The 24,576-nt window shown below is 66.3% G+C and carries 21 protein-coding genes and 1 pseudogene; 14 read left to right on the forward strand and 8 right to left on the reverse strand.

Going from position 1 to position 24,576, the window contains the following annotated elements:
- Positions 1 to 344 precede the first annotated feature (344 nt).
- From GGQ89_RS03295 to GGQ89_RS03310, 4 genes are read left to right on the forward strand one after another with little or no spacing between them, the layout of a single operon-like run.
- Entirely contained in the window at positions 345 to 1,595 is a 1,251-nt protein-coding gene (locus tag GGQ89_RS03295) for a lipoprotein-releasing ABC transporter permease subunit (protein ID WP_184104082.1), read from the forward strand.
- Positions 1,588 to 2,307: an ABC transporter ATP-binding protein gene (locus GGQ89_RS03300; RefSeq protein WP_380773210.1), complete on the forward strand. Its 720-nt coding sequence runs from the start codon at positions 1,588 to 1,590 to the stop codon at positions 2,305 to 2,307. Before GGQ89_RS03295 ends, GGQ89_RS03300 begins: the two co-directional genes overlap by 8 nt.
- Entirely contained in the window at positions 2,304 to 2,897 is a 594-nt protein-coding gene (locus tag GGQ89_RS03305; RefSeq protein WP_184104084.1) for a GNAT family N-acetyltransferase, read from the forward strand. The genes GGQ89_RS03300 and GGQ89_RS03305 overlap by 4 nt, the downstream gene beginning before the upstream one ends.
- On the forward strand, positions 2,894 to 3,376 hold the full coding sequence (locus tag GGQ89_RS03310; protein ID WP_184104087.1) for a glutathione peroxidase: 483 nt from the start codon (positions 2,894 to 2,896) through the stop codon (positions 3,374 to 3,376). Before GGQ89_RS03305 ends, GGQ89_RS03310 begins: the two co-directional genes overlap by 4 nt.
- A gap of 165 nt (positions 3,377 to 3,541) precedes the next feature.
- On the opposite strand, the gene GGQ89_RS03315 is transcribed toward GGQ89_RS03310, so the two are convergent.
- Positions 3,542 to 4,114: an HdeD family acid-resistance protein gene (locus GGQ89_RS03315; RefSeq protein WP_244955753.1), complete on the reverse strand. Its 573-nt coding sequence runs from the start codon at positions 4,112 to 4,114 to the stop codon at positions 3,542 to 3,544.
- Between the two features lie 112 nt (positions 4,115 to 4,226).
- On the opposite strand from GGQ89_RS03315, the gene dnaE reads away from it, so the two are divergent.
- Positions 4,227 to 7,715 (forward strand): DNA polymerase III subunit alpha, encoded by a 3,489-nt coding sequence (gene dnaE / locus GGQ89_RS03320; RefSeq protein ID WP_184104089.1) that lies wholly within the window; start codon positions 4,227 to 4,229, stop codon positions 7,713 to 7,715.
- 241 nt (positions 7,716 to 7,956) lie between these two features.
- On the opposite strand, the gene GGQ89_RS20210 is transcribed toward dnaE, so the two are convergent.
- The 3 genes and pseudogenes from GGQ89_RS20210 to GGQ89_RS03330 all read right to left on the reverse strand — a co-directional run.
- Positions 7,957 to 8,091, reverse strand: coding sequence for a hypothetical protein (locus GGQ89_RS20210; protein ID WP_257787190.1), 135 nt, complete (start codon positions 8,089 to 8,091; stop codon positions 7,957 to 7,959).
- Between the two features lie 48 nt (positions 8,092 to 8,139).
- Positions 8,140 to 9,207, reverse strand: a complete 1,068-nt coding sequence (locus tag GGQ89_RS03325) for a PA0069 family radical SAM protein (protein ID WP_184104091.1) — start codon at positions 9,205 to 9,207, stop codon at positions 8,140 to 8,142.
- 422 nt (positions 9,208 to 9,629) lie between these two features.
- Positions 9,630 to 9,878 (reverse strand): annotated as a pseudogene (locus tag GGQ89_RS03330) (PA0069 family radical SAM protein); the annotation flags it as partial.
- A gap of 102 nt (positions 9,879 to 9,980) precedes the next feature.
- Between GGQ89_RS03330 and GGQ89_RS03335 the strand changes: the two are divergent.
- Positions 9,981 to 10,313: a VOC family protein gene (locus GGQ89_RS03335; RefSeq protein WP_184104093.1), complete on the forward strand. Its 333-nt coding sequence runs from the start codon at positions 9,981 to 9,983 to the stop codon at positions 10,311 to 10,313.
- On the opposite strand, the gene moaB is transcribed toward GGQ89_RS03335, so the two are convergent.
- The 3 genes from moaB to GGQ89_RS03350 all read right to left on the reverse strand — a co-directional run bounded on the left by moaB (position 10,314) and on the right by GGQ89_RS03350 (position 13,693).
- Entirely contained in the window at positions 10,314 to 10,841 is a 528-nt protein-coding gene (moaB, locus tag GGQ89_RS03340) for a molybdenum cofactor biosynthesis protein B (RefSeq protein ID WP_184104095.1), read from the reverse strand.
- Positions 10,842 to 11,072: 231 nt separating this feature from the next.
- Complete coding sequence (locus GGQ89_RS03345) at positions 11,073 to 12,938, reverse strand: lytic transglycosylase domain-containing protein (protein WP_184104097.1); 1,866 nt, start codon at positions 12,936 to 12,938, stop codon at positions 11,073 to 11,075.
- Complete coding sequence (locus GGQ89_RS03350; RefSeq protein WP_184104099.1) at positions 12,935 to 13,693, reverse strand: uracil-DNA glycosylase; 759 nt, start codon at positions 13,691 to 13,693, stop codon at positions 12,935 to 12,937. The genes GGQ89_RS03345 and GGQ89_RS03350 overlap by 4 nt, the downstream gene beginning before the upstream one ends.
- Positions 13,694 to 13,836: 143 nt before the next feature.
- Between GGQ89_RS03350 and GGQ89_RS03355 the strand changes: the two genes are divergently transcribed.
- From GGQ89_RS03355 to GGQ89_RS03380, 6 genes are all read left to right on the forward strand, one after another.
- On the forward strand, positions 13,837 to 15,492 hold the full coding sequence (locus GGQ89_RS03355; protein ID WP_184104101.1) for an electron transfer flavoprotein-ubiquinone oxidoreductase: 1,656 nt from the start codon (positions 13,837 to 13,839) through the stop codon (positions 15,490 to 15,492).
- Positions 15,493 to 15,523: 31 nt separating this feature from the next.
- On the forward strand, positions 15,524 to 17,074 hold the full coding sequence (locus GGQ89_RS03360) for a hypothetical protein (protein ID WP_184104103.1): 1,551 nt from the start codon (positions 15,524 to 15,526) through the stop codon (positions 17,072 to 17,074).
- A 41-nt stretch (positions 17,075 to 17,115) separates the two neighbouring features.
- Positions 17,116 to 17,952 (forward strand): 4-(cytidine 5'-diphospho)-2-C-methyl-D-erythritol kinase, encoded by an 837-nt coding sequence (locus tag GGQ89_RS03365; RefSeq protein WP_184104105.1) that lies wholly within the window; start codon positions 17,116 to 17,118, stop codon positions 17,950 to 17,952.
- A 93-nt stretch (positions 17,953 to 18,045) separates the two neighbouring features.
- Positions 18,046 to 19,119 (forward strand): recombinase RecA, encoded by a 1,074-nt coding sequence (recA, locus tag GGQ89_RS03370; RefSeq protein WP_042482753.1) that lies wholly within the window; start codon positions 18,046 to 18,048, stop codon positions 19,117 to 19,119.
- Positions 19,120 to 19,179: 60 nt separating this feature from the next.
- On the forward strand, positions 19,180 to 20,022 hold the full coding sequence (locus GGQ89_RS03375; protein ID WP_184104107.1) for a methyltransferase domain-containing protein: 843 nt from the start codon (positions 19,180 to 19,182) through the stop codon (positions 20,020 to 20,022).
- A gap of 555 nt (positions 20,023 to 20,577) precedes the next feature.
- On the forward strand, positions 20,578 to 21,204 hold the full coding sequence (locus GGQ89_RS03380) for a glutathione S-transferase family protein (RefSeq protein WP_184104109.1): 627 nt from the start codon (positions 20,578 to 20,580) through the stop codon (positions 21,202 to 21,204).
- Between the two features lie 17 nt (positions 21,205 to 21,221).
- Here GGQ89_RS03380 and GGQ89_RS03385 read toward each other — a convergent pair whose 3' ends face one another.
- Positions 21,222 to 22,553 (reverse strand): dicarboxylate/amino acid:cation symporter, encoded by a 1,332-nt coding sequence (locus GGQ89_RS03385; protein ID WP_184104112.1) that lies wholly within the window; start codon positions 22,551 to 22,553, stop codon positions 21,222 to 21,224.
- A 76-nt stretch (positions 22,554 to 22,629) separates the two neighbouring features.
- Between GGQ89_RS03385 and GGQ89_RS03390 the strand changes: the two genes are divergently transcribed.
- Both GGQ89_RS03390 and GGQ89_RS03395 read left to right on the forward strand, forming a co-directional pair.
- Positions 22,630 to 23,886: a M24 family metallopeptidase gene (locus GGQ89_RS03390; protein WP_184104114.1), complete on the forward strand. Its 1,257-nt coding sequence runs from the start codon at positions 22,630 to 22,632 to the stop codon at positions 23,884 to 23,886.
- Positions 23,883 to 24,563: a phytanoyl-CoA dioxygenase family protein gene (locus tag GGQ89_RS03395; RefSeq protein ID WP_184104115.1), complete on the forward strand. Its 681-nt coding sequence runs from the start codon at positions 23,883 to 23,885 to the stop codon at positions 24,561 to 24,563. The genes GGQ89_RS03390 and GGQ89_RS03395 overlap by 4 nt, the downstream gene beginning before the upstream one ends.
- Positions 24,564 to 24,576: the final 13 nt, after the last annotated feature.

The raw sequence follows: 24,576 nt of genomic DNA on the forward strand, positions 1-24,576 counted from the left end.
GGCAAACGCCCGGACCGTTTCCGATCCGGGCGCCTGCGTGACGATCGCTCGTCAGCCCCCTTTTCCCGCTCCCGCATCAACCTCGTTGGGTGAGCGTTGGAGCAATCCCCGAACCACGGCCGTTGCTGCCTGTGTCTCAGTGAGATTGTGGTACGTTACGGCAGGGCCGCTTGTCATCCCTCTTGCGGCATCCTTGCTACGATTGCGCCGCTTGTGTGGCGCGCGCGCAACAATGGGGCGGGTCGGCCGTTGCCTGCGCGGACCGGGCGCGGCATTGCCAGCACCGGGCGCCGCCCGTACAGCCCTTGGGCTTTTCAGTTTCTCCATGGATCGATCGGACATCAATGATCCTGTCACGTTATGAACGGATGATCGCCCGGCGCTATCTGCTGCCGGGCAAGGGAGAGGCGTTCATTTTCCTGGTCGCCTCGATCAGCCTGGTCGCGGTCATGTTGGGCGTCGCCGCGCTCGTCATCGTCATGAGCGTCATGAACGGCTTTCGCGCCGAACTGTTCGACAAGATCGTCGGTCTCAACGGCCATGCCGTGGTGCAGGGGGTGGGCGGACGCCTGCCCGACTGGCGCGACATCGTGCGTGATGCGCGCGCCACGCCCGGCGTCACCAGCGCGGTGCCGATGATCGAACAGCCGCTGATGTCCAGCTATAACGGCCGGGTCGAGGCGGTGCTGGTCCGCGGCATGCGCGTCGCCGACATCCGTGGCAACTCGGCCATCCGCTCCAAGATCATCATGGGCAATCTGAGCAGCGTCATACCGGGCAGCGGGCGCATCGCGATCGGCAGCCGCCTGGCCGAGGCGCTGGGCGCGCAGGTCGGCTCGGAAATCTCGCTGATCAGTCCGCAGGGGCAGACGACCCCGTTCGGCACGGTGCCGCGCATCGTCAGCTATACGGTCGGCGCCATCTTCGAGATCGGCGTGTACGACTATGACAAGGCCTATGTCATCATGCCCATCGAGGATGCGCAGACCCTGCTGCTGATGGGCGACACGGTCGGCATGGTCGAGGTGCAGACGGTCGACGCCGACCGGGTGGGCCAGATCCTCGCCCCGCTAGCGGACAAGTTGGGCGGCCGGGCCGTCATCGCCGATTGGCGCACGATGAATGCGCAATTGTTCGAGGCGCTGGCGGTCGAGCGGGTGGCGATGTTCACCGTGCTGTCGATCATCATTCTGGTCGCGGTGTTCAACATCCTGTCCTCGCTGATCATGCTGGTCCGCGCCAAGACGCGCGACATCGCGATCCTGCGGACGATGGGTGCGACGCGGGGTGGCCTGATGCGCATCTTCATGACGGTGGGCACGACCATCGGCGCACTGGGGACCGTCGCCGGGCTGGGGCTGGGCGCGGTGTTCCTGTTCTATCGCCAGGGTGTGGTGAACTTCGTCCAGTTCGTGACGGGGCAGAACCTCTGGGACCCGTCGATCCGTTACCTCACCGAGCTGCCGTCCAAGACCGATCCGGTCGAGATCGTCGTGATCGCGTCGATGGCGCTCGTCTTCTCTTTCCTCGCCACGCTCTACCCCGCCTGGAAGGCGGCGAGCACGGACCCGGTTCAGGTGCTGCGCTATGAATGATCCGATCATCCGCATGGGAACGGTCGCCCAGCCCCACGCCGCCGAGCCGGTGCTGGCGACCCGCGAATTGTCGCGCAGCTTCACGCAGGGCGGCCAGACGATCGAGGTGCTGCGCGGCGTCGACCTCGCCATCGCGCCGGGCGAGATCGTGGCGCTGCTCGGGCCGTCGGGTTCGGGCAAGTCGACCCTGCTCCAGGCGGTCGGCCTGCTGGAGGGCGGTTTCTCCGGTTCGATCCGGATCGCGGGCGAGGAGGTGTCGAAGCTCGACTCGCATGGCCGCACTATTGCGCGGCGCGATCATCTGGGCTTCGTTTATCAGTTCCATCATCTGCTGCCCGACTTCAACGCGATCGAGAATGTCGTCCTGCCGCAACTCGTCCAGGGTAAGCTGCCCGCCGATGCCGAGGCGCGCGCCAAGGGGCTGCTGACCGCGCTGGGGCTGGGCCATCGGCTGACCCACCGGCCGAGCCAGCTGTCGGGCGGCGAGCAGCAGCGCGTCGCCGTCGCCCGTGCGCTCGCCAACCAGCCGCCTCTGGTGCTGGCCGACGAGCCGACCGGCAATCTGGACGAGCATACCTCCGAAATCGTGCTGGCCGAGTTCCTGCGGCTGGTGCGCGGCGAGGGTTCGGCGGCGCTGGTCGCGACGCATAACGAGCGGCTGGCGCTCAAGATGGACCGGGTGGTGCGCCTGCACGAAGGCCGACTGCAATGAGCGTCTGGACCGAGACCCCCACGCTGACCGGTCGCCACGTCACGCTTCGCCCCTTTGTCGAGGCCGACCTGCCCGCTTTGGTCGAGGCGGCGCGAGAAGGCGATCTCTGGAACATCTTCTACGCCAATGTGTCGATGATGAAGACGCCCGAGCGCTGGCTGGCGGCGGCGATGAAGGAGCGTGACGTCGGTCGCGCCCTGATCTTCACGGTGGAGACGCCGGGCGGCGAGGTCGTCGGCACCACCCGCTATATGCGGATCGCGCCGCAGCATCGACGGCTGGAGATAGGCGGCACCTTCTACGCCACCCGGGTCCAGCGGACCGGCGTCAATACCGAGGCGAAGCGGATGCTGCTGGCCCATGCCTTCGAGGTGATGGCGTGCCAGGCGATCCAGATCCGCACCGACGCACTCAACGCGCGCAGCCAGCGGGCGATCGAGCGGCTGGGTGCGAAGAAGGATGGCGTGTTGCGCGGGCATCAGGTAATGGCCGATGGCCGCATCCGCGACAGCGTCGTCTATTCGATCATCGACCGCGAGTGGCCAGGCGTCCGTGCCAATCTCGACTATCTGCTGGGGAAGCACGCATGAGCGGTATCGCGGATTTCACCGTCAAGGCGGCGGACGGCTCGGTCGTGGACATGGGGCGCTATGCGGGTCGTGTGCTGCTGATTGTCAACACCGCGTCCAAATGCGGCTTCACCCCGCAATATGAGGGGCTGGAGGCGCTGCATCGCCGTTTCGAGGGGCAAGGGCTGACCATATTGGGGTTTCCGTGCAACCAGTTCGGGGCGCAGGAGCCGGGCGATGCGGCGGAGATCGCGAATTTCTGTTCGCTGACCTATGATGTCAGCTTTCCCGTCATGGCCAAGATCGACGTCAATGGCGACGACGCCGATCCGCTGTTCCAGTGGCTGAAGACGGAAGCGCCGGGCTTGCTGGGGACGAAGGCAATCAAGTGGAACTTCACCAAGTTCCTAGTCGGCCGGGATGGGCAGGTGGTCGGGCGGTATGCGCCGACGACCAAGCCCGAGGATATGGTCAAGGATATCGAAGGGTTGCTTCGATAGGGCGAAACATGCGCTTCGGCCCCACTCGGCGTGAACGGAGCGAGGTATTATACCCAACCTCCGTTCAGTCTGAGCGAAGTCGAAGGCCAAGGGCGGCCGTGCCCTATTGGCGGATATCGGGGCGTGGGCTTCGATGACGCTCAGCCTGAACGGCGCTTTGCCCCCTCAAACCGAAAAAGCGCTCGCACCCTTTTTGTGGTCCAGCGCCGAGGCGATGGCGGTGATCCCGCCGAACAGGAAGCTCAGCCCCAGGATGTAACCCGGCAGCGTCATCGCGCTCCATGGCAGCGTCGCCAGCACGAACAACGCGAGCAGAATGTTCAGCACCCCCAGCGCGATCATCCACCCGCGCCGCCGCCGCATCCGCGCGCCCAGCCCGATCTCCAGCGCCCCGCGCAAGCCCAGCCACACCGCCACCAGCAGCGTGATCGAGATCGCGCCCGTCGCGGGCTCGAACGCCATGACCAGTCCGATGATCAGCGATACGAGGCCGAACCCGATCGCATAGCCGCGTCCCTCATGCCCCTTGCCGAAAATGCCTGCGCCGATCGACACCAGACCCGATGCGATCAGGAACGCCCCGATCACCAGCGTCGCGGCCAAGGTGGCCGGAACGGGAAACAGGAACGCGGCCAGCCCGAGCAGCGCCGACACGATGCCATAGGCCAAAATCCAGCCCCATCCCGCGCCGGGCCGCAAGGAGGTGGCAAAGGATCGGTCGGTATCGGTCATCGTCATTCGCCCTGATCTGGATAAACCCTTCTGTTGCCGTAACGGATCGGCTTGAGCAGTGTTCCGGCGGCCGGGTTCCGCACTGGTCGAATCACGCTCGGTCGGGTAGGGATGGGCAATGCATTCCGGATATGTGCCGCTTCGCATCTTTTCCTCCTTCACGATGCTCGACGGCGCGATCGATCCCAAGGCGATTGCGGCGCAGGCCAAGGCGAACGCCTTTCCCGCCGCCGGGTTGACCGATCGCAACGGTCTTTATGCGGCGATGGCCTTTTCAGACGCCGCGAAGAAGGCGGGCGTGCAGCCGGTCATCGGCACGATGCTGGGTATCGCGCGTCCCGACATGCCCGACAATGTCGGCGCGGTGGTCGACTGGATCGCGCTCTATGCGCAGGACGTGACCGGTTATGACAATCTGTGCGCGCTGGTGTCGGCGGCGCATCTGGATCGCCCGATCGAACTCGCCGCGCATGTCGGTTTCGACACGCTGGAGACGTTCAGCAAGGGCCTGATCGCGCTGACCGCCGGTGGCGAGGGCGGTATCGCCCGCCTGTTCGCCGAGGGGCAGCCGGATCGGGCGAAAGCCTATGCCGACCGGCTTCAGGCGATTTTCGGTGACCGGCTCTATGTTGAACTCGCCCGTCGCGACGATCCCATCGAGATGGCGGCCGAACAGGACCTGATCGACCTGGCCTATGATCGCGACCTGCCCCTGGTCGCGACAAACCCCTGCTGTTTCACCGATAGCGGTTTCCGCGACGCGCATGACGCCATGCTGTGCATTGCCAATTCGACCTATGTCGAAATGGACGATCGCCCCAAAAGCTGTCCCGAGGCGTGGCTCAAGCCCGCCGAGATGATGAAGCAGCTGTTCGCCGATCTGCCCGAAGCGATCGAGAACACGTTGGTCGTCGCCCAGCGTTGCGCGGTGATGGCGCCGTGGCGAAAGCCCATCCTCCCCAGCCTAGCGGGCGACCGCGAGGGCGAGGCAGCGATGCTCCGCCGCGACGCGACCGCAGGCCTGAACGCCCGGCTCGACCGCATCGCCGAGCTGGAAGGGGAGGGCGAACCCGGCTGGCGCGAGGCGTACCACGAACGCCTGACGTTCGAGGTCGACATCATCATCCAGATGGGTTTCCCCGGATACTTCCTGATCGTCGCCGACTTCATCAAATGGGCCAAGGACCACGACATTCCCGTGGGTCCGGGTCGTGGTTCGGGCGCAGGCTCGGTCGTCGCCTGGGCGCTGACCATCACCGATCTCGATCCCCTGAAGCTGGGCCTGCTGTTCGAGCGCTTCCTCAACCCGGAACGCGTGTCGATGCCCGACTTCGACATCGACTTCTGCGAAACCCGGCGTGGCGAGGTCATTCGCTACGTCCAGGAGAAATATGGCCGCGATCAGGTCGCGCAGATCATCACCTTCGGTAAGCTGAAGGCGCGCGCGGTGCTGAAGGATACCGGCCGCGTGCTACAGATGAGCTATGGCCAGGTCGATCGCCTCGCCAAGCTGGTGCCCAACCACCCGACCGACCCCTGGGACCTGAAGCGCGCGCTGAACGGCGTCCCCGAGTTGGCGAAGGAGTACGCCAACGACAACCAGGTCCGCCGCCTGCTCGACCTCGCCACCAAGCTGGAGGGGCTGCCCCGCCACTCCTCCACACACGCCGCCGGTGTGGTGATCGGCGACCGGCCGCTGGCGCAGCTGGTGCCGCTCTACCGCGATCCGCGCTCCGACATGCCGGTGACGCAGTTCGACATGAAGTTTGTCGAGGGCGCGGGGCTGGTGAAGTTCGACTTCCTGGGCCTGAAGACCCTGTCGGTGCTGCAAAAGGCGGTGCAGTTGCTCGCCAAGCGCGGGGTCGAGGTCGATCTCGGCGCGCTGGCTTGGGACGACGAGGCGACATACGGCCTTCTCCAGAAGGGCGACACCGTCGGCGTGTTCCAGCTGGAATCGGAGGGGATGCGGCGCACCCTGTCCGCCGTGCGCCCGACCAATTTCGGCGACATCATCGCGCTCGTGTCGCTCTATCGGCCGGGCCCGATGGACAATATCCCCAGCTTCGGCCGCCGCAAGCAGGGGACCGAGGAGATCATCTACCCGCATCCCCTGCTCGAACAGATCCTGTCCGAGACCTACGGCATCTTCGTCTATCAGGAACAGGTGATGCAGGCCGCCCAGATCCTGGCGGGCTATTCGCTGGGCGGCGCCGACCTGCTGCGCCGCGCGATGGGCAAGAAGGTCAAGGCGGAGATGGATGCGCAGCGTGCCATCTTCGTCAAGGGGTGCCAGGAGGTGAACGGCATCCCCGCGCAAAAGGCCAATGAGCTGTTCGACTTGATCGACAAGTTCGCAGGCTATGGCTTCAACAAGAGCCACGCGGCCGCCTATGCGCTGCTCGCCTATCAGACCGCATGGCTGAAGGCGCATCACCCGCATGAATTCTACGCCGCGTCGATGTGCTACGACATGGCGCTGACCGACAAGCTGGCCATCTTCGTCGATGACGCGCGGCGTCTGGGCGTGACGATGCTGCCGCCCTGCATCAACGCCAGCCAGGCCGAATTCGATGTCGAGCCGCATGAGGATGGCCTGGCCGTCCGCTACGCGCTGGGCGCGCTGAAGTCGGTGGGCGAAGGCGCGATGGAGAAGCTGGTCGTCGAGCGACAGGCGGGCGGTGCCTTTGCCTCGCTCGATGCGCTGGCCAAGCGGGTCGACCCGCGATTGATGAACAAGCGCCAGCTCGAAACGCTCGCCTCTGCGGGCGCCTTCGACGGGATCGAGCCCAACCGGGCGGGCGTCCACGCGGTGGCCGAAACGGTGCTCGCCATCGCCGCGCGCACCCATGAGGGGCGGACGAGCGGGCAGGGCGGCCTGTTCGGCGAGACCGAGGTGGCGGGCGACGCGATCAAGCTGCCGACCGGCACCCGCTGGACCCTGTCGCAGCGGATGGAGCAGGAAAAGGAGGCGTTCGGCTTCTATTTCTCGGCGCATCCCGTCGATCGCCACGCGCATATCGCCAAGATGCACGGCGCGCGGACCTATACCTCGCTGACCGAGCTCATCATCCCCGATGACGGGGCGCGGATCGGCGCGACCATGGCGGCGCTGGTCGAGGATGCGCGCTGGCGTACCTCGGCACGTGGCAAGCGCTACATGATGGCGCAGCTATCGGATGCGACCGGGCAGTTCCTGGCGACCTGTTTCGACGATTCGGTGGCGGCCGATCTGGAAAAGGCGGCGAAGGAGGGGCATTGTGCGCTCATCACCGTCGAGCTGGATCGCCGACCGGGCGAGGAAGCGCCGCGCGTCAGCATCAAGCGCGTCCAGCTATTCGACGGCCTGGCCAGCACCGCCAAGTTCGTGGTGGAAGTGACGGTGACCGACAAGGTGGCGTTCAAGGCGCTGCATGCCATGTTGGACCCGTTGCGCAACGGCCGGGGTGAGGTACGGGCGCGTATCGAGGGGCAGGACGGCTATACCTTGCTGACGCTTGGGCGTAATTTCCTACTCGACGCCGAACTAGCCAGCCATATCGAGGATCTGCCGGGGGTGAAGGCGGTGGCGATGAAGTCGTCAGAGGCGCGGTTGGCCCTGGTGGGGTAAGGGCGCGCGTATCGGCCGATGTGCGGCGGACCCCGTATGTCGTGCGAAAGCGGGTGATGGTCCTTTGTCATCGCGAAGGTCCTCCACCATCCCGGCGAAGGCCGAGATCCAGTTGTGCAAACGTGGGCAGCTTGTGCCAAGCGCGTCGTAACTGGACCCAGGCTTTCGGCGGCGTGGGTGGCCTGAGTGGACGATGGGAACCGGGCCTTCGCGACAGCTCTCGACCCGGGCCCAGACGATGTCAGCCACCGACTTCGCGGCGATCCTGTTCCTCTTCGCCGGCCTCACCGTGGTTGCCATAGCCGCCGCCGGAGGTATCGGCCTCGTCCTCGTTAGGCAGGTTTTCCGGGCTGGTCTGTTCGGGATCGGTCATCATGGCATCTCTCCTTCCATCGCATAACGCCTTGGAGAGGCAGGACGATCCTCAGAATAGCTCACCCTGTGGGCCTCTGGGCGGACGGAACAGGCTGGTATCGAGGCGGGGCCGATCCTGGTTCAGCCCATGCAGCCTACAGGCACGGTGAAAGCGGACCCGGAGCAACTCCGCCCATGGCCCTTGCCCCTTCATCCGTGTGAAGAAATCGGGATCATTGTCCCGCCCGCCCCGCAAGGACCGGATGATCGCCATCACCTTGCCCGCCCGTTCGGGATAGTGGGTGTCGAGCCAGGCGCGGAACAGCGGGGCGACCTCGTGCGGCAGGCGTATGGGGATGAAGAAGGCGTGCCGCGCCCCCGCCTGCGCCGCGCGGGCGACCAGATGTTCGATCTCATGATCGGTGATCGCGGGAATGACGGGCGCGATCGACACATAGGTTGGGATACCCGCCGCCGCCAGCTTCGCCACGGCCGCCAGCCGTCGCTCGGGCGTGGGCGCTCTTGGCTCCACCGTCCGTGCGACCTTGGCGTCGAGCGAGGTGACCGAGACGCAGACGGTCGCCAGCCCCTTCGCCGCCATCCGGGCCAGAATGTCGATATCGCGCGCCACGCGGTCGGATTTGGTCGTGATCGCCACCGGATGATCCGTCTCCGCGAGTACCTCCAGGATCGATCGGGTGATCCGCCATTCGCTCTCGATCGGTTGATAGGGGTCGGTGTTGGTGCCCAGCGCAATCGGCGCGACGCGGTAGCCGGGCTTGGCCAACTCGGCGCGAAGCAAGGCGGCGGCATCGGGCTTGGCAAATAACCGGCTCTCGAAATCCAGCCCCGGCGACAGGTCGTGATAGGCGTGGGTCGGCCGGGCAAAGCAGTAGATGCAACCATGCTCGCAACCTGCGTATCCGTTTATCGAGCGATCGAACGGAATGTCAGGCGACTGATTATGCGTGATAATCTTTCGAGGGGCGACGATTTCCACGGTCGTTCGAGGCTTCGGTTGTAGCCCATCTATGGATTGCTGCTGATCGAGCCAGTCGCCATCGGCGTCGCGTTCCGGCAGGTTGAACCGCCTGCTTGTTGCGTTCTCTGTTGCGCCTCTGCCAGCGATCTTGAGCATGCCGAGCATTGGAACATATAAAGAACATAAGTGCAAGGCTGGCCTTTTGAGCTCCGCGGCCGTCACCTCACTTGCAGACGCTGGCCTCAGTAGTTCGATCGCCGTGAACGAAAAAGTTAACCAGCTTACGGATGCCCCACCACGTACCCGCCAGCAGCAATAGTAACGCGATCAGCCCAACATCCAGGGCAGTGTTGTCTGGTTCGCATGGGCGGGGGCGTCCCTCACAGCCTCCCCCGGATTGCAGGATCATCGCCATCATCGGGAAGCCGGCAAACAAGAAGACTGCAAATGCCGCGACCACGCCTGCGATAGCGCCGCCACTGGGAAGCCAGCTTCGACCGGAACGGTTCATGCGCGCGAAGATGCAGACTCCGGTCCCGCTCGTCAATGTGCGTTTCCCACCCGAAAGCTGACTTTGCACAACCGTTGCGGGGTTGCTCACAGCCAGCGTAAGCGTTGATCGACTGGCTGAACGGCACGTCCGGGGACGTGTTGCGTGTCAGGATCGTCCGTGGCGTCAGGACCGTGACGCTGGTTCGCAGCGGCGGCGGCGCGCCGTCGACCAGCGACTGGGCGTCGAGCCAGTCGCCGTCCACCTCCCGCTCCGGCAGGGCGAAGCGTCGGCTCGTCGCGTTGTTGGTGGCCCCTCGGGACGCGATCTTCGACATGGCGGGAATAGAACATGAATGGAACAAATGGGCAAGCACAGGAAGCTTGCTACGCCCCAGCCATTCGATCATTATCGGAACGTATTAAGAACGGAGGGTCTAATGGCGCGTCTGGAATATCTCGAATTGCCGGTCGGTGATCGGGCGGCGGCGAAGCATTTTTATGCAGAGGCGTTTGGCTGGACCTTCACCGACTTCGGGCCGGATTATGCCGCGACGATGAGCGGTGATACCGATGTCGGGCTCGATGCCGCATCGAACAAGGTGAAGGCCCCGCTGCCGGTCATACGTGTCGATGACCTTGAGGTGACGCTTTCCGCCGTGGAGGCGGCGGGCGGGTCGATCGTGGTGCCGATCTTCGCTTTTCCCGGCGGGCGGCGCTTTCACTTCCGCGATGTCGACGGGCATGGACCGGCGGCAATGCAGGCGGACTGATCAGCGCTCCAGCAGGCGGGGCATCAGCTCGACGAAGTTGCAGGGACGGTGGCGGCTGTCGAGCTGGTCGCGCAAGATGCCGTTCCACGCATCCTTGACCGCACCCGTCGAGCCGGGGAGCGCGAAGATATAGGTGCCGCGCGCCACACAGGCGCAGGCGCGGGACTGGATGGTCGAGGTGCCGATGGTCTGATAGCTCAGCCAGCGGAACAACTCACCGAAACCGGGGATCATCTTGGTCGCGACGCGTTCGACGGCTTCGGGGGTGACGTCGCGGCCGGTGACGCCGGTGCCGCCGGTGGTCAGCACGCAGTCGATGCTGGTATCGTCGATCCAGCGGTTGAGTTGGGCGACGATCTGGTCCGCATCGTCGCGCAGGATGATGCGATCGGCCAGTTCATGACCCGCATCGGCGAGCAGGCCGACCAGCGTATCGCCGGACCGGTCCTCGGCCAGCGAGCGGGTGTCGGATACGGTCAGCACCGCGATGCGGACGGGAATGAAGCTGCGGGTCGTGTCGATGGGCATGGCGGGGTGAACGTCTCGGCGCGGGTTTTGGGGGCGGCTTTGGTGGTGGGGCGTGGCCTTCGACTTCGCTTAGGCTGAATGGGGTTGGGGGGGCAGTCATAATGCGAGAGGATTGTATCCGCGTGCGCTTCGACTTCGCTCAGCGTGAACGGAGGTTGTGGTAAATCCAAAATCCCCATCCGCCGTTCAGCCTGAGCGAAGTCGAAGGCCAAGGGAATCCCCTGGCCGGGATCAGTTCGCCTGAGGCATCGCCGTATTCGACTGCGGGCTGACGGTCGCATTCAGTGCGAGGGTCGTCTTGGGCGTCACGCTCGCCTGTGCGACGTTCGGCCGTTGCAGGCGGATCGCCGAGGCACCCGGCAGGCCCGGGAAGCGTGGCCACAGCCCTTGCGCCAACGCGGCGCGGCTGGGCGACTTCGGTTTGCCGGTTTGGCCCTCGTACATCCAATAATTGCGCAGGACCATGGTGACGTATCCGCGCGTCTCCCAATAGGGAATGCTCTCGATATAGAGCAGCGGATCGCCATTGTCGTGGACCAGGCTGTTCCATTCGCCGACCGGCTTCGGCCCGGCATTATAGGCCGCGATCACCTTGGGCAGCAGGCCGCCGGTCACGCCGGTCATGTCGCGCAAGCGCTCCAGATGGCGCTGGCCGATATCCATATTGGTCGACGGCTTGGTCAGCGCGCTGCGATCGATCGACACACCGCGCTCGCGCGCGAAATCAGTCGCGGCGGCGGGCATGATCTGCATCAAGCCATAGGCGCCCGCCGGGCTGACTACCTTGTTGCGGAAGCCGCTTTCTTGAAGCGTATGGGCATAGACCAGCGCCTTTTCGACACGCCAACCGCTGTCGGGGGCCCAGTTCGGCGTCGGATAGCGCGCCTCGGCGGTGGCGGTCACGCCTGCCGGACAGTTGTGCGCTAGCCAGACCGTGGTGGCGGGCAGGTCCAGCGATTCGGCGAGGCGGACGAGGCTGCGGAACTCGGTCGGCTGGCCGATCCGGGCCTGCTGGCGGATGACCTGATCGGCAAGGTCGGTTTCGCCGACTTCGACCAGCGCGGCGGCGACCAGGATATTGGGGCGGCGATCCAGCGCGGCCCAGTCGGTGGCGACCAGCTGCCCCTTGGGCTCGCGATCGCCGCGCATCCCCAGCGCCTGCCGGGCGAGCTGGCCATAAAAGCTCTCGCGGAATTGCGAGGCGGAGCGCAGGCGGCCCTCGATCTTGTCGGGACGGCCGCAGACCATGTCGGCGCGCGCGGCCCAATAAAGCGCGGCGGCGCGCAGATCGACATCGGTGGCGCGCGCCGCCGTACCCTCGAACGCGGTCGCGGCGGCCTGGCAGTCATTCTGCCGCCATGCCGACAGGGCGACGGTCCAGCGGCCCTGTACCGCCCAGTCGCCCGATCCTTCGGCCGCCTGCGCCGCCAGCATGCGGGCATTGGCGTCGTCGCCGCTGAGGAAATAGATCCAGGCGACCTTCTGCTGCCACTCGGTCAGCGCCTCGAGCGACAGGCCTTGCGTCGATTCGAGCAGCGCGCGGGCGGAGGGGCCGTCGTCCGCCTTGACGAAGGGCTGCATCCTGACGGCCAGATCGGCGGCGATCTGGTCGCTGCGCACGCTCTTGGCACGCGTACGGCGCGGCGCGCCGTCCTGCCAGATCAGTGTGTGCGCTTCGGGCAGCGGCGGCAGGTCATGCGCGCCGCGCGAGCGGGCGAGGCGGGCCAACTGCTCGGCCTGGGGCAGTTCGGGGGCTTCGTTCAGCAGGGCGACCAGCCGCTCGACCTCCACCTTGGGCGAACCCTTGGCGGTGTAGAGTTCGGCGCGCGCGATGGCGTGGAGCGGACCGGGCTTGAGCGCGTCGAGTTCCAGTTGCGCGTCGGTCCAGCGGCTGTCCCGGATCGCGGCGAAGACGCGCATATAGCCCGCCTTCTGATCGGCATCGAGCAATGCGGGGATGGCGGGCGGGGCCTTGAGCGCGGCGGGGTTGCGGACGTCGGCGTTGGGGACGGGTTCGGCGGCAAGGGCTGCACCGCTGACGACCGTCAACAAAGCCCCGATGGTCGCGCCCTTCGCGATCGTCCGGCCCAGCTTCATGCGCGCAAATCCCCCATGACCCTTTGCAAGTCTTTCCAGCTTTCCGCCTTCGCCATCGGCTTCTCGATCAGGAAGCGCGGGTGGAACGTGGCGACGACGTTCGTTTTTCCGCTTTTATGGTCAATGACATGTGAATGTCCGCGCGCGTCGGTCAACTCGGTCCCGAGTACGGCACGGCTCGCCGCATTGCCGAGCAGCAGCAGCCCGCGCGGGGCGACGAGCCCGACATGGTGCAGCGCGATCTCGGCCAGCCGCGTCTCTACCCCGGCGGGCGTGCGTCCCGCGATCGGCCGCCGCGCGCAGACCGAGGCGACATGGACAGTCTCGCGCGACAGGCCCATGGCGGCCAGCATCCGGTCGAAGAGCCGCCCCGGCGCACCCGACAGGATCTGACCGGCATCGCCGTCATCGCGGTCGGGACAGTCGACCAGCACCATCAGCGCGGCATCGGCGGGCCCGGTCGCGGTGAGCGAAATGCCGTCCCATGTCGCCTCCGGCGCGGCATCGGACAGCCGCCAGGCCAGGAACGCGTCCAACGTATCGGGCAGCGAGGTTGCCGGAGCCGCGACGGGCAGGGCGGCGGCGGGCGCCTGGCCGGGCATGACGAGCGGCGCGCGAGCTGGCTCCGGCGCCGTCCAGTCGCGGGGGGCGTCCTCGACCAGCAGGTCGACGCCCGCATCATGCCACCAGTCCAGGACGCTGGCGGCCAGGGCACCATCAAACGGTGCGGTATCGAACGTTGAGAGAGCCCCCATATGGGGTAAGCCCATGCTGCAAGGTTGACGTGCGCGTCAATCTGTCGGATCGGCTGTCAGGACAAGATGTTTTCCGTCCGCGCCCGGACGAGCCCGCCAAACGGGACGCTACGGCAGCGGCGCGGTCAAAAAGCGAGGATGCCATGAGCGAACGCGAATCGATGCCTTATGACGTGGTGATCGTCGGCGCGGGTCCGGCGGGCCTGTCGGCGGCGATCCGCCTGAAACAGCTTGCGGCCGGCCAGGGCGGCGAGCTGGCCGTCTGCGTCCTCGAAAAGGGATCGGAGGTCGGCGCGCATATCCTGTCGGGCGCGGTGATCGATCCGATCGCGCTCGACGAGCTGCTGCCCGACTGGCGCGAGGATGGCTGTCCGCTGGCCGAGGTTCCGGTGACGGAGAACCTTCATTGGATCCTGAGCGCGACGAAGCAGCGCAACCTGCCGCACGCGCTGACCCCGCCCTTCATGCACAACAAGGGCACCTACACCGGGAGTCTTGGCAACCTCTGCCGCTGGCTGGCGGGCAAGGCCGAGGAACTGGGCGTCGAGATCTTCCCCGGTTTCGCCGCCGCCGAAATCCTGTTCCACGAGGATGGTCGGGTAAAGGGTGTCGCGACCGGCGACATGGGCATCGCGCGCGACGGCACCCGCAAGCCCGATTACCAGCCGGGCCTGGAGCTGCACGCCAAATACACCTTCTTCGCCGAGGGCGTTCGCGGTCACCTGTCCAAGGAGATCATCCGCCAGTTCGATCTGGCCCGCGACAGCGATCCGCAGGTCTATGGCCTGGGCATCAAGGAATTGTGGGACATCGACCCCGCCAAGCATGTACCGGGGCGGGTGATCCATACGCAAGGCTGGCCGCTGGGGCATGACGCCAATGGCGGCGGCTTCATCTATCACCAGGCGGGGGGGCAGGTCGCGCTCGGCTTCGTAACGTGGCTCAACTACACCAACCCCTATATCTCCCCGTTTCAGGAGATGCAGAAGTGGAAGACCCACCCGGTCATCGCCGAACTGCTGAAGGGCGGCAAGCGCGTCTCCTATGGCGCGCGCGCGATCAATGACGGCGGGCTTCAGGCGATCCCGAAGCTGACCTTCCCGGGCGGCGTGCTGGTCGGCTGTTCGGCGGGCTTCCTGAACGTGCCGCGCATCAAGGGCACGCACGGCGCGATGAAGTCGGCGATGCTGGCGGCCGAGGCGGCCTTCGCCGCCGTGCAGGCCGGGCGCGAGGGCGACGAGCTGACCGATTATCCGGAGGCGTTCCGCGCGTCCTGGCTCTACAAGGAGCTGTCGACCGTCCGCAACGTCGTGCCGCTGGTCAAGAAATATGGCGACACGCTGGGCTCGGGTCTGGCGGGCGCGACCATGTGGGCCGAGCATTTCGGCCTGAAGATGCCCTTCACCATGAAGCACAAGCCCGATCACGAAAGCCTGTGGCGCAAGGATCAGGTGAAGAAGCCCGATTACCCCAAGCCCGACGGCGTGCTGACCTTCGACCGCCTGTCCTCGGTGTTCCTGTCGAACACCAATCACGAGGAGGACCAGCCGGTCCACCTGACGCTGAAGGACGCGGATGTGCCGATCGCGCACAACCTGCCCTTGTTCGACGAGCCTGCGCAACGCTACTGTCCCGCCGGTGTTTACGAGGTGGTGGGTGTGGAAGAGGGCGATCCGAAATTCGTGATCAACGCCCAGAACTGCGTCCACTGCAAGACGTGCGACATCAAGGACCCGACCCAGAACATCAACTGGGTGGTGCCGGAAGGCGGCGGAGGACCCAATTATCCCAATATGTAAGCGTCCATTTTTCCGTGCCCTGACCGGAGTGATGCTGGTCGGGGCCTGCTGGTCCGCATCGGCGCTGGCGGCGGTGGAGGTGCCCCGATCGCCGTTATCGGCCTATCTGGCGGCGCGGGTCGCGGCGTCGGAAGGGCGCTCGGCGGCGGCCAGCGACGATTATGCCGTAGCGCTGGCCGGTTGGCCCGACGACCCCGCCGTCGCGGTGCGCGCTTATCGCGAGGCAATGACCAGCGGCGATGTGTCGCTGGCGCTGAAGTCCGCGCGGGTGATGGAGGCGGAGAATGTCGCGCCGCTCGACGTGGCGCTGCTCGACCTGGCGATCGCGGCGCGCAAAGGCGACCGGGCGGGATATGACGCCGCGCTGACCCGGATCGATGGCGGCGCGCTGCGTATCCTGTCGCCGGTGTTGCGCGCCTGGGCCGCGTGGGATCGCAAGCAGCCGGTCGAGCCCGGCCTCGACAGCGCTGGCAAGGAACCGGTGGCCAAGCGGCTGGCCGACGAGCATCGCCTATTGCTGGCGCTGGCGAGCAAACGGATCGACCCGGCCTCGGTCCGTGTCCTGCTGGAGACGATGCGCGCGGCCCCCGACACCCGGATCGCTGCCGCCGAGATCGTGGCGGGGCGCGGCGACGAGGCCAATGCCCGCGCGCTGCTCAGCGATCCGCTCGTCCTGGCCGATCGCAAGGCGCTGGGCGCCAAGCCCGATCTCGGTTTCGGCGTGTCGCAACTGCTCGTGCGGATCGGCGGCGAGCTGGCGAGCGAGGGGCCGCGCCCGCTGGTCATTGCCCTGACCCGCACCGCCCTGATCGCCGACCCTGACAATGACCGCGCCCGGCTGATCATGGCCGAGGCGCTGTCGAAGGACGAGGCGTGGGATGTCGCCATCGCCGCGATCAGGGACGTGCGGCCGCGCGGCGCCTTCGCGCACCGCGCCGCGATCGTCCGCATCGGCCTGCTCGCCGAGGCGGGACGGCAGGGGGAAGCGCTGATGCTCGCGCAAGGGCTGGCGACCGCCAGGGATTCCAGCCTTGATGATTGGCAGGTCTATGCCGACCAGTTGATCGCCGCCAAGCGCCCAGCCGATGCGGTGCCCTGGTATGAGCGCGTCACCCGCGCCGACCCGGCCCTGCCTTGGGCGGCATGGCTGCAATATGGCGGGGCGCTGGATCAGGCCGGTCGCAAGGACGAGGCGGATGTGGCGCTCGCCAAGGCGGTCGAGCTTGGCCCGGACCAGCCGCTGGCGCTTAACTATCTGGGGTATGCGCGGATCGAGCAGGGCAGGGACGTGCCGGGCTCGCTCGTGCTGCTCGAAAAGGCGAGCAAGCTGGCCCCCGACGATGCCTCGATCACCGATTCGCTCGGCTGGGCCTATCACAAGGCCGGGCAGACCAAGCGCGGCCTGCCGCTGGTCGAGCGCGCGGCCATGGCCGAGCCCGCCAATAGCGAGATCAACGACCATCTGGGCGATATCTACTGGGCGCTGGGGCGACGCTACGAGGCACGCTATGCCTGGCGCGCGGCGGCACTGACGGCGGACGACACGGAGCAGGCCAAGTTGGCGGCGAAGATCGCGGGCTGACCGGCCTTGCCGAGGGCGCTCGTGCGACGCATGGGATGGGCATGACCGTTATCGTCGAAACCGCCCCGGCCAAGATCAACCTGGCGCTCCATGTGCGCCGTCGTCGTGAGGATGGCTATCACGAACTGGAGACGCTGTTCGCCTTTTGCCGTGATGGCGATGTCGTCACGGTCGAGCGGACGGACAAACCCAGCCTCACGCTGACGGGTCCGTTCGCCAGCACGCTGGCGGGCGAGTCGCAGGACGACAATCTCGTCATGCGGGCGGCGCGTGGCTTTTGCGCGCGGTTCGGGGTGAGCGATGGACATGCCATTACCCTCGACAAGCATCTTCCCGTCGCGTCGGGCATTGGCGGCGGCTCGGCGGATGCGGCGGCGACCTTGCGCGCGCTGGCGCGGCTGCAGGGCGTGGCAATGGATGATCCCATATTGTTCGCCTTGGCGGCCGAGCTGGGCGCGGACGTTCCCGCCTGTCTGCTCGGCCGGACGTCGCGCGGCGAGGGGAAGGGCGATGCGCTGCAACCGCTGGAGTCGCTGGGCGAGCGGCCGGTCCTGCTGGTCAATCCGGGCGTCGCCGTGTCGACGGCGGAGGTATTCGGGCGCTGGGACGGTGTGGACCGGGGGGCGTTGGGGCAGGGTGATGTAATGAGCGTCGCGGCGGCGGGGCGCAACGACCTGGAGCCGCCCGCCCGTGCCATCGCGCCGCAGATCGACGCGGTGCTGGCCTTGCTGGCGAGCGCGTCGGGCGTCGATCTGGCGCGCATGTCGGGATCGGGTGCGACCTGCTTTGCGATTTTCGCCGATACCGACGCGCGCGATGCGGCAGCGGACGCAGCGCGGACGCAGGGTTGGTGGGCGCTGCCGACTTTTTTGCGATAGGCTTTGTTCGCATCTTGTTCTCATGGAACAAAACACATACATTGCAGATGCGTTGAATGGACCACAAGGTTGGTCTAGCGAGGGAAGCATCTGATGGCCGCCAATCTGAAAGTGATCGAAACAGGCATGGCAACAGCAAACGCAGACCGGCAAAAGGCGCTGGACGCCGCACTCGCCCAGATCGACCGGGCATTCGGCAAGGGCTCGGCGATGAAGCTGGGCCAGAAGGAAGCGATGCAGGTCGAGGCAATCTCGACCGGCTCGCTCGGCCTCGACATCGCGCTCGGTGTCGGCGGCCTGCCGCGCGGCCGCGTGATCGAGGTCTATGGCCCTGAATCCTCGGGCAAGACCACGCTGGCGCTGCACGTCATCGCCGAGGCACAGAAGATGGGCGGCACCGCTGCCTTTGTCGACGCCGAACACGCGCTTGACCCCGTCTATGCCAAGAAACTGGGCGTCAATATCGACGAACTGATCGTGTCGCAGCCGGATACCGGTGAGCAGGCGCTGGAGATCACCGATACGCTCGTCCGCTCGAACGCGATCGACGTGCTGGTGGTCGACTCGGTCGCCGCCCTCGTGCCGCGCGCGGAAATCGAGGGCGAGATGGGCGACAGCCATGTCGGCCTTCAGGCCCGCCTGATGTCGCAGTCGCTTCGTAAGCTGACCGGCTCCATCAGCCGTTCGCGCTGCATGGTGATCTTCATCAACCAGCTGCGCATGAAGATCGGTGTGATGTACGGCAACCCGGAGACGACGACGGGCGGCAACGCGCTGAAATTCTATGCCTCGGTCCGGCTCGACATCCGTCGCACCGGCGCGATCAAGGATCGTGAGGAAGTGACCGGCAACGCGACCCGCGTAAAGGTCGTGAAGAACAAGGTCGCACCGCCGTTCAAGCAGGTCGAATTCGACATCATGTACGGCGAAGGCATTTCGAAGATCGGCGAGATTCTCGACCTGGGCGTCAAGGCGGGTCTGGTCGAGAAGTCGGGCAGCTGGTTCTCCTACGACTCGGTCCGCATCGGGCAGGGGCGTGAGAACGCCAAGAATTACCTGCGCGACAATCCCGACATGGCCGACCGCTTGGAACGCGCGATCCGCCAGCGGACCGAAAAGGTCGCCGAGGAGATGATGACCGGCCCCGATGCCGAGGACGACATCTAAGACTATGGGGCCCGCCAGCAATGGCGGGCCTTTTTGTTTGAGGGCATCGGGGGCTGGATCGTGACGGGCGCAATGGATTGGCGGGGGCGAGTTGGTGATGTCTGGGCCGCGGAATGGCGCCGGACCGACCGCAGCCTGGCGGACCTGTCGCGTCACCTTGATGCTGCGATGGCATCGGTCGCGCCCGAACGGGGGCATGCGCTCGATATTGGTTGCGGGGCGGGGGCGACCAGCCTAGCGCTCCGGACGGCCCGGCCGGGATTGCGCGTGACGGGCGTCGATCTGTCGGCGGAATTGGTGGCGGTGGCACAGGCGCGGGCGGGTGACGCGGCTGGCGATGGCCTGCATTTCCGGTGCGGCGATGCGCTGACCGTGGCGGCCGCCGAAGGGCCGTTCGATCTGCTATGCTCGCGTCATGGCGTGATGTTCTTTCCCGATCCTGTCGAGGCGCTGGCCAGCTTGCGGCACGCTGCACGCGACGGGGCGCGGCTGGTATTTTCCTGCTTTGCGGAACGCGCCGCCAATGGTTTCGCGACGCTGGCGGATGCGGTGATCGGTATCGCTCCTCCGCAGAACGAGGGCTATGCGCCCGGCCCCTTTGCCTTTGCCGATATGAGCCAGGTCGGGGCGTGGCTGATGGAAAGCGGATGGCAAGCTGACAGTGCCGCGCGTGTGCCGTTCGACTATGTGGTGGGCGAAGGCGACGATCCGGTCGAGGACGCGCTGTCATTCCTGTTGCAAATCGGCCCCGCTGCACGGGCCTTGGCGCAGGCAGCCCCCGATGAACGGCGGCGGATGGAGACGGCCTTGCGGGAAGCGCTGTTGCGGTATCGCACCGACGACCGGATCGCGTTGCCCGCCTCGGCATGGATCTGGCGGGCCGTTGCGCATGGCAATGGCTGATCTGGATGGGGATGACATAGGGGCGACCCGTGTCGAGCCCCTCCTCTTCAGGAGCATCAGGTAAACCGCACCCCGCGCGGTTTAGATCAGGCTGGGAGCCTGCTCGACCTGATGCTGGGTTGGGGTGAGGAATCACCACAGATACGGCGTTTGCGGAAGCGCCCCACCCCCGGCCCCTCCCCTGAAGGGGAGGGGGGGGATCGATCTAGAGTGGATCGACATTCAGCCGTCCTCTTCTTCCCTCGCCCCTCATAGAGGGGAGAGGGTTGCGCAGACTTGGTCTTTGCGAAAGCAAAGGCCTAGTCGAAGCTGGGTGAGGGGTGGTCGTTCGCGTAAGCGAGCGGGCGAGCCGAAGGCTCGCTCAACCGCTAGCCAGCGCGCTGACAAGCTCCGCTAATCCTCGCCCCTGTCCAGAGAGGAGGGACGAAGAGGCCGGTTGCGGATCTGGGCAGCGATCTTTTCGCTGAGTTTTCGAGCCTGAAACACAGGACCGGTCCCCCGATGCGTCCGCTATCCCGCTTGGCGCGTTGAGCCGCGCAATCGAGGGGAAAAGCCATGACGATCATCGTCCATCATCTGGAAAACAGCCGGTCGCAGCGCATCCTGTGGATGCTGGAGGAACTGGGCCTTCCCTATGAGGTCAAGCACTATAAGCGCGATCCCAAGACGATGCTGGCCCCGCGCGACCTCCGCGCCGTGCATCCGCTCGGCAAGTCGCCGGTGATCGAGGATGACGGACTGGTGATCGCAGAGACGGGCGCGATCATCGAATATCTGGTCGGCAAGGGCGATGGCCGTCTTGGCCCGCCCGCGCACCGGGAGGCGATGCAGCGCTGGCGCTTCTGGCTGCACTATGCCGAAGGATCGTTGATGCCGCCGCTGTTCGTCACGTTGGTGCTCAGCCGCATCCCGGTCATGGGCAAGGTGGCGATGAAGCGTTTCCAGCCGATGGTCGACCGCCATCTCGATTATGTCGAAAGCGAACTGGCGCGCTCGCCCTGGTTTGCCGGCGAGCAGATGACGGCGGCCGACATCATCATGAGCTTCCCGCTGGAAGCCGCCCAATCCCGCGCCGGGCTGGACGAGCGCCGCCCCGCCACCATCGCCTGGCTGGAGCGTATCCACGCCCGCCCGGCCTATCAGGCGGCGCTCGCCAAGGGCGGACCCTATGCCTATGCGTGAGGCATAGGGTCCGCCGATCAATGCCCCCCGATCTGGCGGAAGCTGTCGGGGGCATCCTTCGGAGGCGTGCCCGAGGGGGCGTGGAGCGACGCCACATCGACCGGCTCGGGCGGATTGAGCGGACCTTCCCACTTGGCGATGACCGCACTCGCCACCGCATTGCCGATGACGTTGGTCGCCGAGCGCCCCATGTCGAGGAAATGGTCGACCGCCAGGATCAGCAGCAAGCCCGCCTCGGGAATGTTGAACATCGGCATGGTCGCCGCGATCACCACCAACGAGGCACGCGGCACGCCCGCAATCCCCTTCGACGTGACCATCAGCACGAGCAGCATCGTGATCTGCTGCCCGATCGAAAGATCGATGCCGTACGCCTGCGCGATGAACAGTGACGCGAAGGTCATGTACATCATCGAGCCGTCGAGATTGAATGAATAGCCCAGCGGCAGGACGAAGCTGGCGATGCGCGGCGGTACACCGAACCGGTCCAGCCCCTCGAGGATACGCGGATAGGCGGCCTCGGACGAGGCGGTCGAGAAGGCGAGGATCAAAGGCGCGCGGATATGCGCGATCAGGTCGCGCACGCGCGGGCCGATGAACAGCGCCGCGATGCCGAGCAGCACGCACCACAACAGGATGAGGCCCAGGTAAAAGCTGCCCATGAAGATGGCGAGCTTGCCGATCACCGACGGCCCCTGCTCGGTCAGCGTGCCCGCAACGGCGGCGAAGACCGCGATCGGCGCGACCCGCATGACGTAATCCGTCACCTGCAACATCACCGCGACCAGCGCATCGACCGCCCGGACCAGCGGCGCGGCGCGCTCGCCGACCGCCGTGATCGCGACGCCCAGGAACAGCGAGCCGATGACGATCTGCAGAACCTCGTTGGTCGCCATCGCCTCGATCAGAGAGGCGGGGACGAGGTGCGTCACGAATTTCTGCAGGTCAAACCCGGCCTTCACCACCCCGCTATCGGCAGTGACGGCAGGCAGCGGCAGGTTCAAGCCGACGCCGGGCTGGAGAAGGTTGACCAGCAACATGCCCAGGCTGAGCGAGACGAGGCTGGCCGAAATGAACCAGGCGAGCGAGCGCACCCCGATCCGCCCCAGCGCCTTGGTATCGCCCATCTGTGCGATTCCCGACACCAGGGTGGCGAAGACCAAAGGCGCGATGATCATCTTGATCAGGCGCAGGAACAGGCCGGTGACGATCGCAAAATAGCCCGCAATCGTCTTGAGTTGCGCGGTCGCCGCCGCGCTGCCGTCATTCAATGACAGGTTGAGCGAGAGCCCCACGATCAGCCCCAGGACGAGGCCGATGAAGATGTACAAGGTCAGCCGCTTGGCCATGCATACCCCAAATTAAAATCCGCGGGCGAGCCAAGGGCATTGCGGCGCTCAGGTCAAGAATTCTATCGTCACCGTCATGCAGACCCTGTTGTCCCGCCGCGCGATGATCGCGGCCGCCGCCCTGCCGTTCCTCGTCCGGCCGGGACTGCTGCGTGCGGCGGAGCCGGACCTGTCGGCGCTGTCCGACATCACCGGCGGGGCGGTTCCGATCGGCCCGGAGGAACGGGCGCGGCGGCTGGCACGGGCGCAGGCTTTGATGAAGGCGAACGGAATCGGCGCGATCCTGATCGAGCCCGGCTCGACCATGGTCTATTTCACCGGCGTCCAATGGTGGCGCAGCGAGCGGCTGACCGCCGCGATCATCCCGGTCGAGGGCCAGCCCTGCATCGTCACGCCGTTCTTCGAGGAGCCCTCGGTCCGTGAGACGCTGGCCGTGCCCGCCGAGGTGCGGGTGTGGCAGGAGGACGAGAACCCGCTGGCCGTCGTCGCGGGGTTCCTGCGCGACCGCAAACTGGCGAACCGCCCGGTCGGGATCGAGGAAACGGCGCGCTTCTTCGCATTCGACGGGATGCGAAAGCTGCTGCCCGACATGCGGCTGGTCTCGGCCAATCCGGTGGTGCGCGGATGCCGGATGGTGAAGACGCCCGCCGAGATCGCGCTGATGCAATTGGCGACCGACGTGACGATGGCGGCCTATCGCTGGGTATATCCCCGCGTCGAGGCGGGCATGACGGGCGCGGAGGTAGGCGCGCTGATGAGTGCCGCCACCCGCAAGCTGGGCGGCGCACCGGAGTTCAGCATGGCGCTGATCGGCGAAGCCTCGGCCTATCCGCATGGCAGCAAGCAGGTCCACCGGGTGGCGGAAGGCCAGGTCGTGCTGATGGACTGCGGCTGCACGGTGCAGGGCTATCAGTCCGACGTCTCGCGCAGTTGGGTCCATGGCCGCGCCAGTGCGGAACAGCGCAAGGTCTGGGACACGGTGGCGAAGGGCCAGCAGGTCGGGCGCGCGGCGGCGCGGATCGGCGCGCCCGCAGGCAGCATCGACGATGCCGTGCGGCGTTTCTACGAAGGCCAAGGCTATGGTCCCGGCTATCGCTTGCCCGGCCTGTCGCATCGGACCGGGCACGGCATCGGCATGGATGGGCATGAGCCGGTCAACCTCGTGCATGGCGAAGCGACGCCGCTGGCTGCGGGCATGTGCTTCTCCAACGAGCCAGGGCTGTATCTGCCGGGCAAGTTCGGCATCCGGATCGAGGATTGCTTCCACATGACCGATAGCGGTCCGGCCTGGTTCTCGACGCCGCCCAAGGCGATCGAGGCGCCGATCGGATGATCGCCGAGCTGGACGCGCGCGGCTATGCCCTGTGGCCCTCGCGGCTTGATGACGGGGAATTGGCCGAGCTGGCGGCGCTGTTCGCCGACTGGCCTGGCGTGCGTCCGGGACGGCGGATCGATCCGGCCCGCGCCGCCGGATTGTCGGCCCTGCACCGGCTCTGCGCCGCGATGAAGCCGGTCGTCGGCGAAGGCGTGCGGCCGGTCCGTGCGATCCTGTTCGACAAGCAGGACGGCGCGAACTGGGCATTGGGCTGGCACCAGGACCGGACCATCGAGGTGGTGGAGCGACGCGAGGTTGCGGGGTTCGGGCCATGGACCGTCAAGCAGGGCCGCGTCCATGTCGCGCCGCCGGTGTCGCTGCTGGAGCGCATGGTCACGGTCCGCCTCCATCTCGATCCCGTCGATGCGGACAATGCGCCGTTGTTGGTCGCACCGGGTTCGCACCGGCTGGGCCTGATCGCCGAGGATGCGATTAAGGGCGTCGTCGGTCAGCTGGGCGAGGCGGTTTGTCTGGCCGGGGCGGGCGAGGTTTGGCTGTACCGCACGCTGATCCTTCACGCCTCGGCCCGCGCCGGACCCGGGCGGCACCGGCGGGTCTTGCAGATCGATCTCTCGGCGGATGACTTGCCGCGTGGTTTGCGCTGGGGCACGGACGGGCAGGGGAGGCTATCCTGACCATCGATCTCGT

The sequence above is a fragment of the Sphingomonas yabuuchiae genome (assembly GCF_014199595.1).
GTDB lineage: Bacteria > Pseudomonadota > Alphaproteobacteria > Sphingomonadales > Sphingomonadaceae > Sphingomonas > Sphingomonas yabuuchiae.

What these genes read in the sequence shown, in the direction of transcription:
- GGQ89_RS03310 (WP_184104087.1), top strand. Translation starts at nt 2,894, where the DNA reads ATGAGCGGTATCGCGGATTTCACCGTCAAGGCGGCGGACGGCTCGGTC.
- GGQ89_RS03305 (WP_184104084.1), top strand. Translation starts at nt 2,304, where the DNA reads ATGAGCGTCTGGACCGAGACCCCCACGCTGACCGGTCGCCACGTCACG.
- recA (WP_042482753.1), top strand. Translation starts at nt 18,046, where the DNA reads ATGGCCGCCAATCTGAAAGTGATCGAAACAGGCATGGCAACAGCAAAC.
- GGQ89_RS03390 (WP_184104114.1), top strand. Translation starts at nt 22,630, where the DNA reads ATGCAGACCCTGTTGTCCCGCCGCGCGATGATCGCGGCCGCCGCCCTG.
- GGQ89_RS03395 (WP_184104115.1), top strand. Translation starts at nt 23,883, where the DNA reads ATGATCGCCGAGCTGGACGCGCGCGGCTATGCCCTGTGGCCCTCGCGG.
- GGQ89_RS03335 (WP_184104093.1), top strand. Translation starts at nt 9,981, where the DNA reads ATGGCGCGTCTGGAATATCTCGAATTGCCGGTCGGTGATCGGGCGGCG.
- GGQ89_RS03295 (WP_184104082.1), top strand. Translation starts at nt 345, where the DNA reads ATGATCCTGTCACGTTATGAACGGATGATCGCCCGGCGCTATCTGCTG.
- GGQ89_RS20210 (WP_257787190.1), bottom strand. Translation starts at nt 8,091, where the DNA reads ATGATGACCGATCCCGAACAGACCAGCCCGGAAAACCTGCCTAACGAG.
- GGQ89_RS03385 (WP_184104112.1), bottom strand. Translation starts at nt 22,553, where the DNA reads ATGGCCAAGCGGCTGACCTTGTACATCTTCATCGGCCTCGTCCTGGGG.
- GGQ89_RS03300 (WP_380773210.1), top strand. Translation starts at nt 1,588, where the DNA reads ATGAATGATCCGATCATCCGCATGGGAACGGTCGCCCAGCCCCACGCC.
- GGQ89_RS03355 (WP_184104101.1), top strand. Translation starts at nt 13,837, where the DNA reads ATGAGCGAACGCGAATCGATGCCTTATGACGTGGTGATCGTCGGCGCG.
- GGQ89_RS03350 (WP_184104099.1), bottom strand. Translation starts at nt 13,693, where the DNA reads ATGGGGGCTCTCTCAACGTTCGATACCGCACCGTTTGATGGTGCCCTG.
- GGQ89_RS03315 (WP_244955753.1), bottom strand. Translation starts at nt 4,114, where the DNA reads ATGACGATGACCGATACCGACCGATCCTTTGCCACCTCCTTGCGGCCC.
- dnaE (WP_184104089.1), top strand. Translation starts at nt 4,227, where the DNA reads ATGCATTCCGGATATGTGCCGCTTCGCATCTTTTCCTCCTTCACGATG.
- moaB (WP_184104095.1), bottom strand. Translation starts at nt 10,841, where the DNA reads ATGCCCATCGACACGACCCGCAGCTTCATTCCCGTCCGCATCGCGGTG.
- GGQ89_RS03360 (WP_184104103.1), top strand. Translation starts at nt 15,524, where the DNA reads ATGCTGGTCGGGGCCTGCTGGTCCGCATCGGCGCTGGCGGCGGTGGAG.
- GGQ89_RS03380 (WP_184104109.1), top strand. Translation starts at nt 20,578, where the DNA reads ATGACGATCATCGTCCATCATCTGGAAAACAGCCGGTCGCAGCGCATC.
- GGQ89_RS03345 (WP_184104097.1), bottom strand. Translation starts at nt 12,938, where the DNA reads ATGAAGCTGGGCCGGACGATCGCGAAGGGCGCGACCATCGGGGCTTTG.
- GGQ89_RS03325 (WP_184104091.1), bottom strand. Translation starts at nt 9,207, where the DNA reads ATGCTCAAGATCGCTGGCAGAGGCGCAACAGAGAACGCAACAAGCAGG.
- GGQ89_RS03365 (WP_184104105.1), top strand. Translation starts at nt 17,116, where the DNA reads ATGACCGTTATCGTCGAAACCGCCCCGGCCAAGATCAACCTGGCGCTC.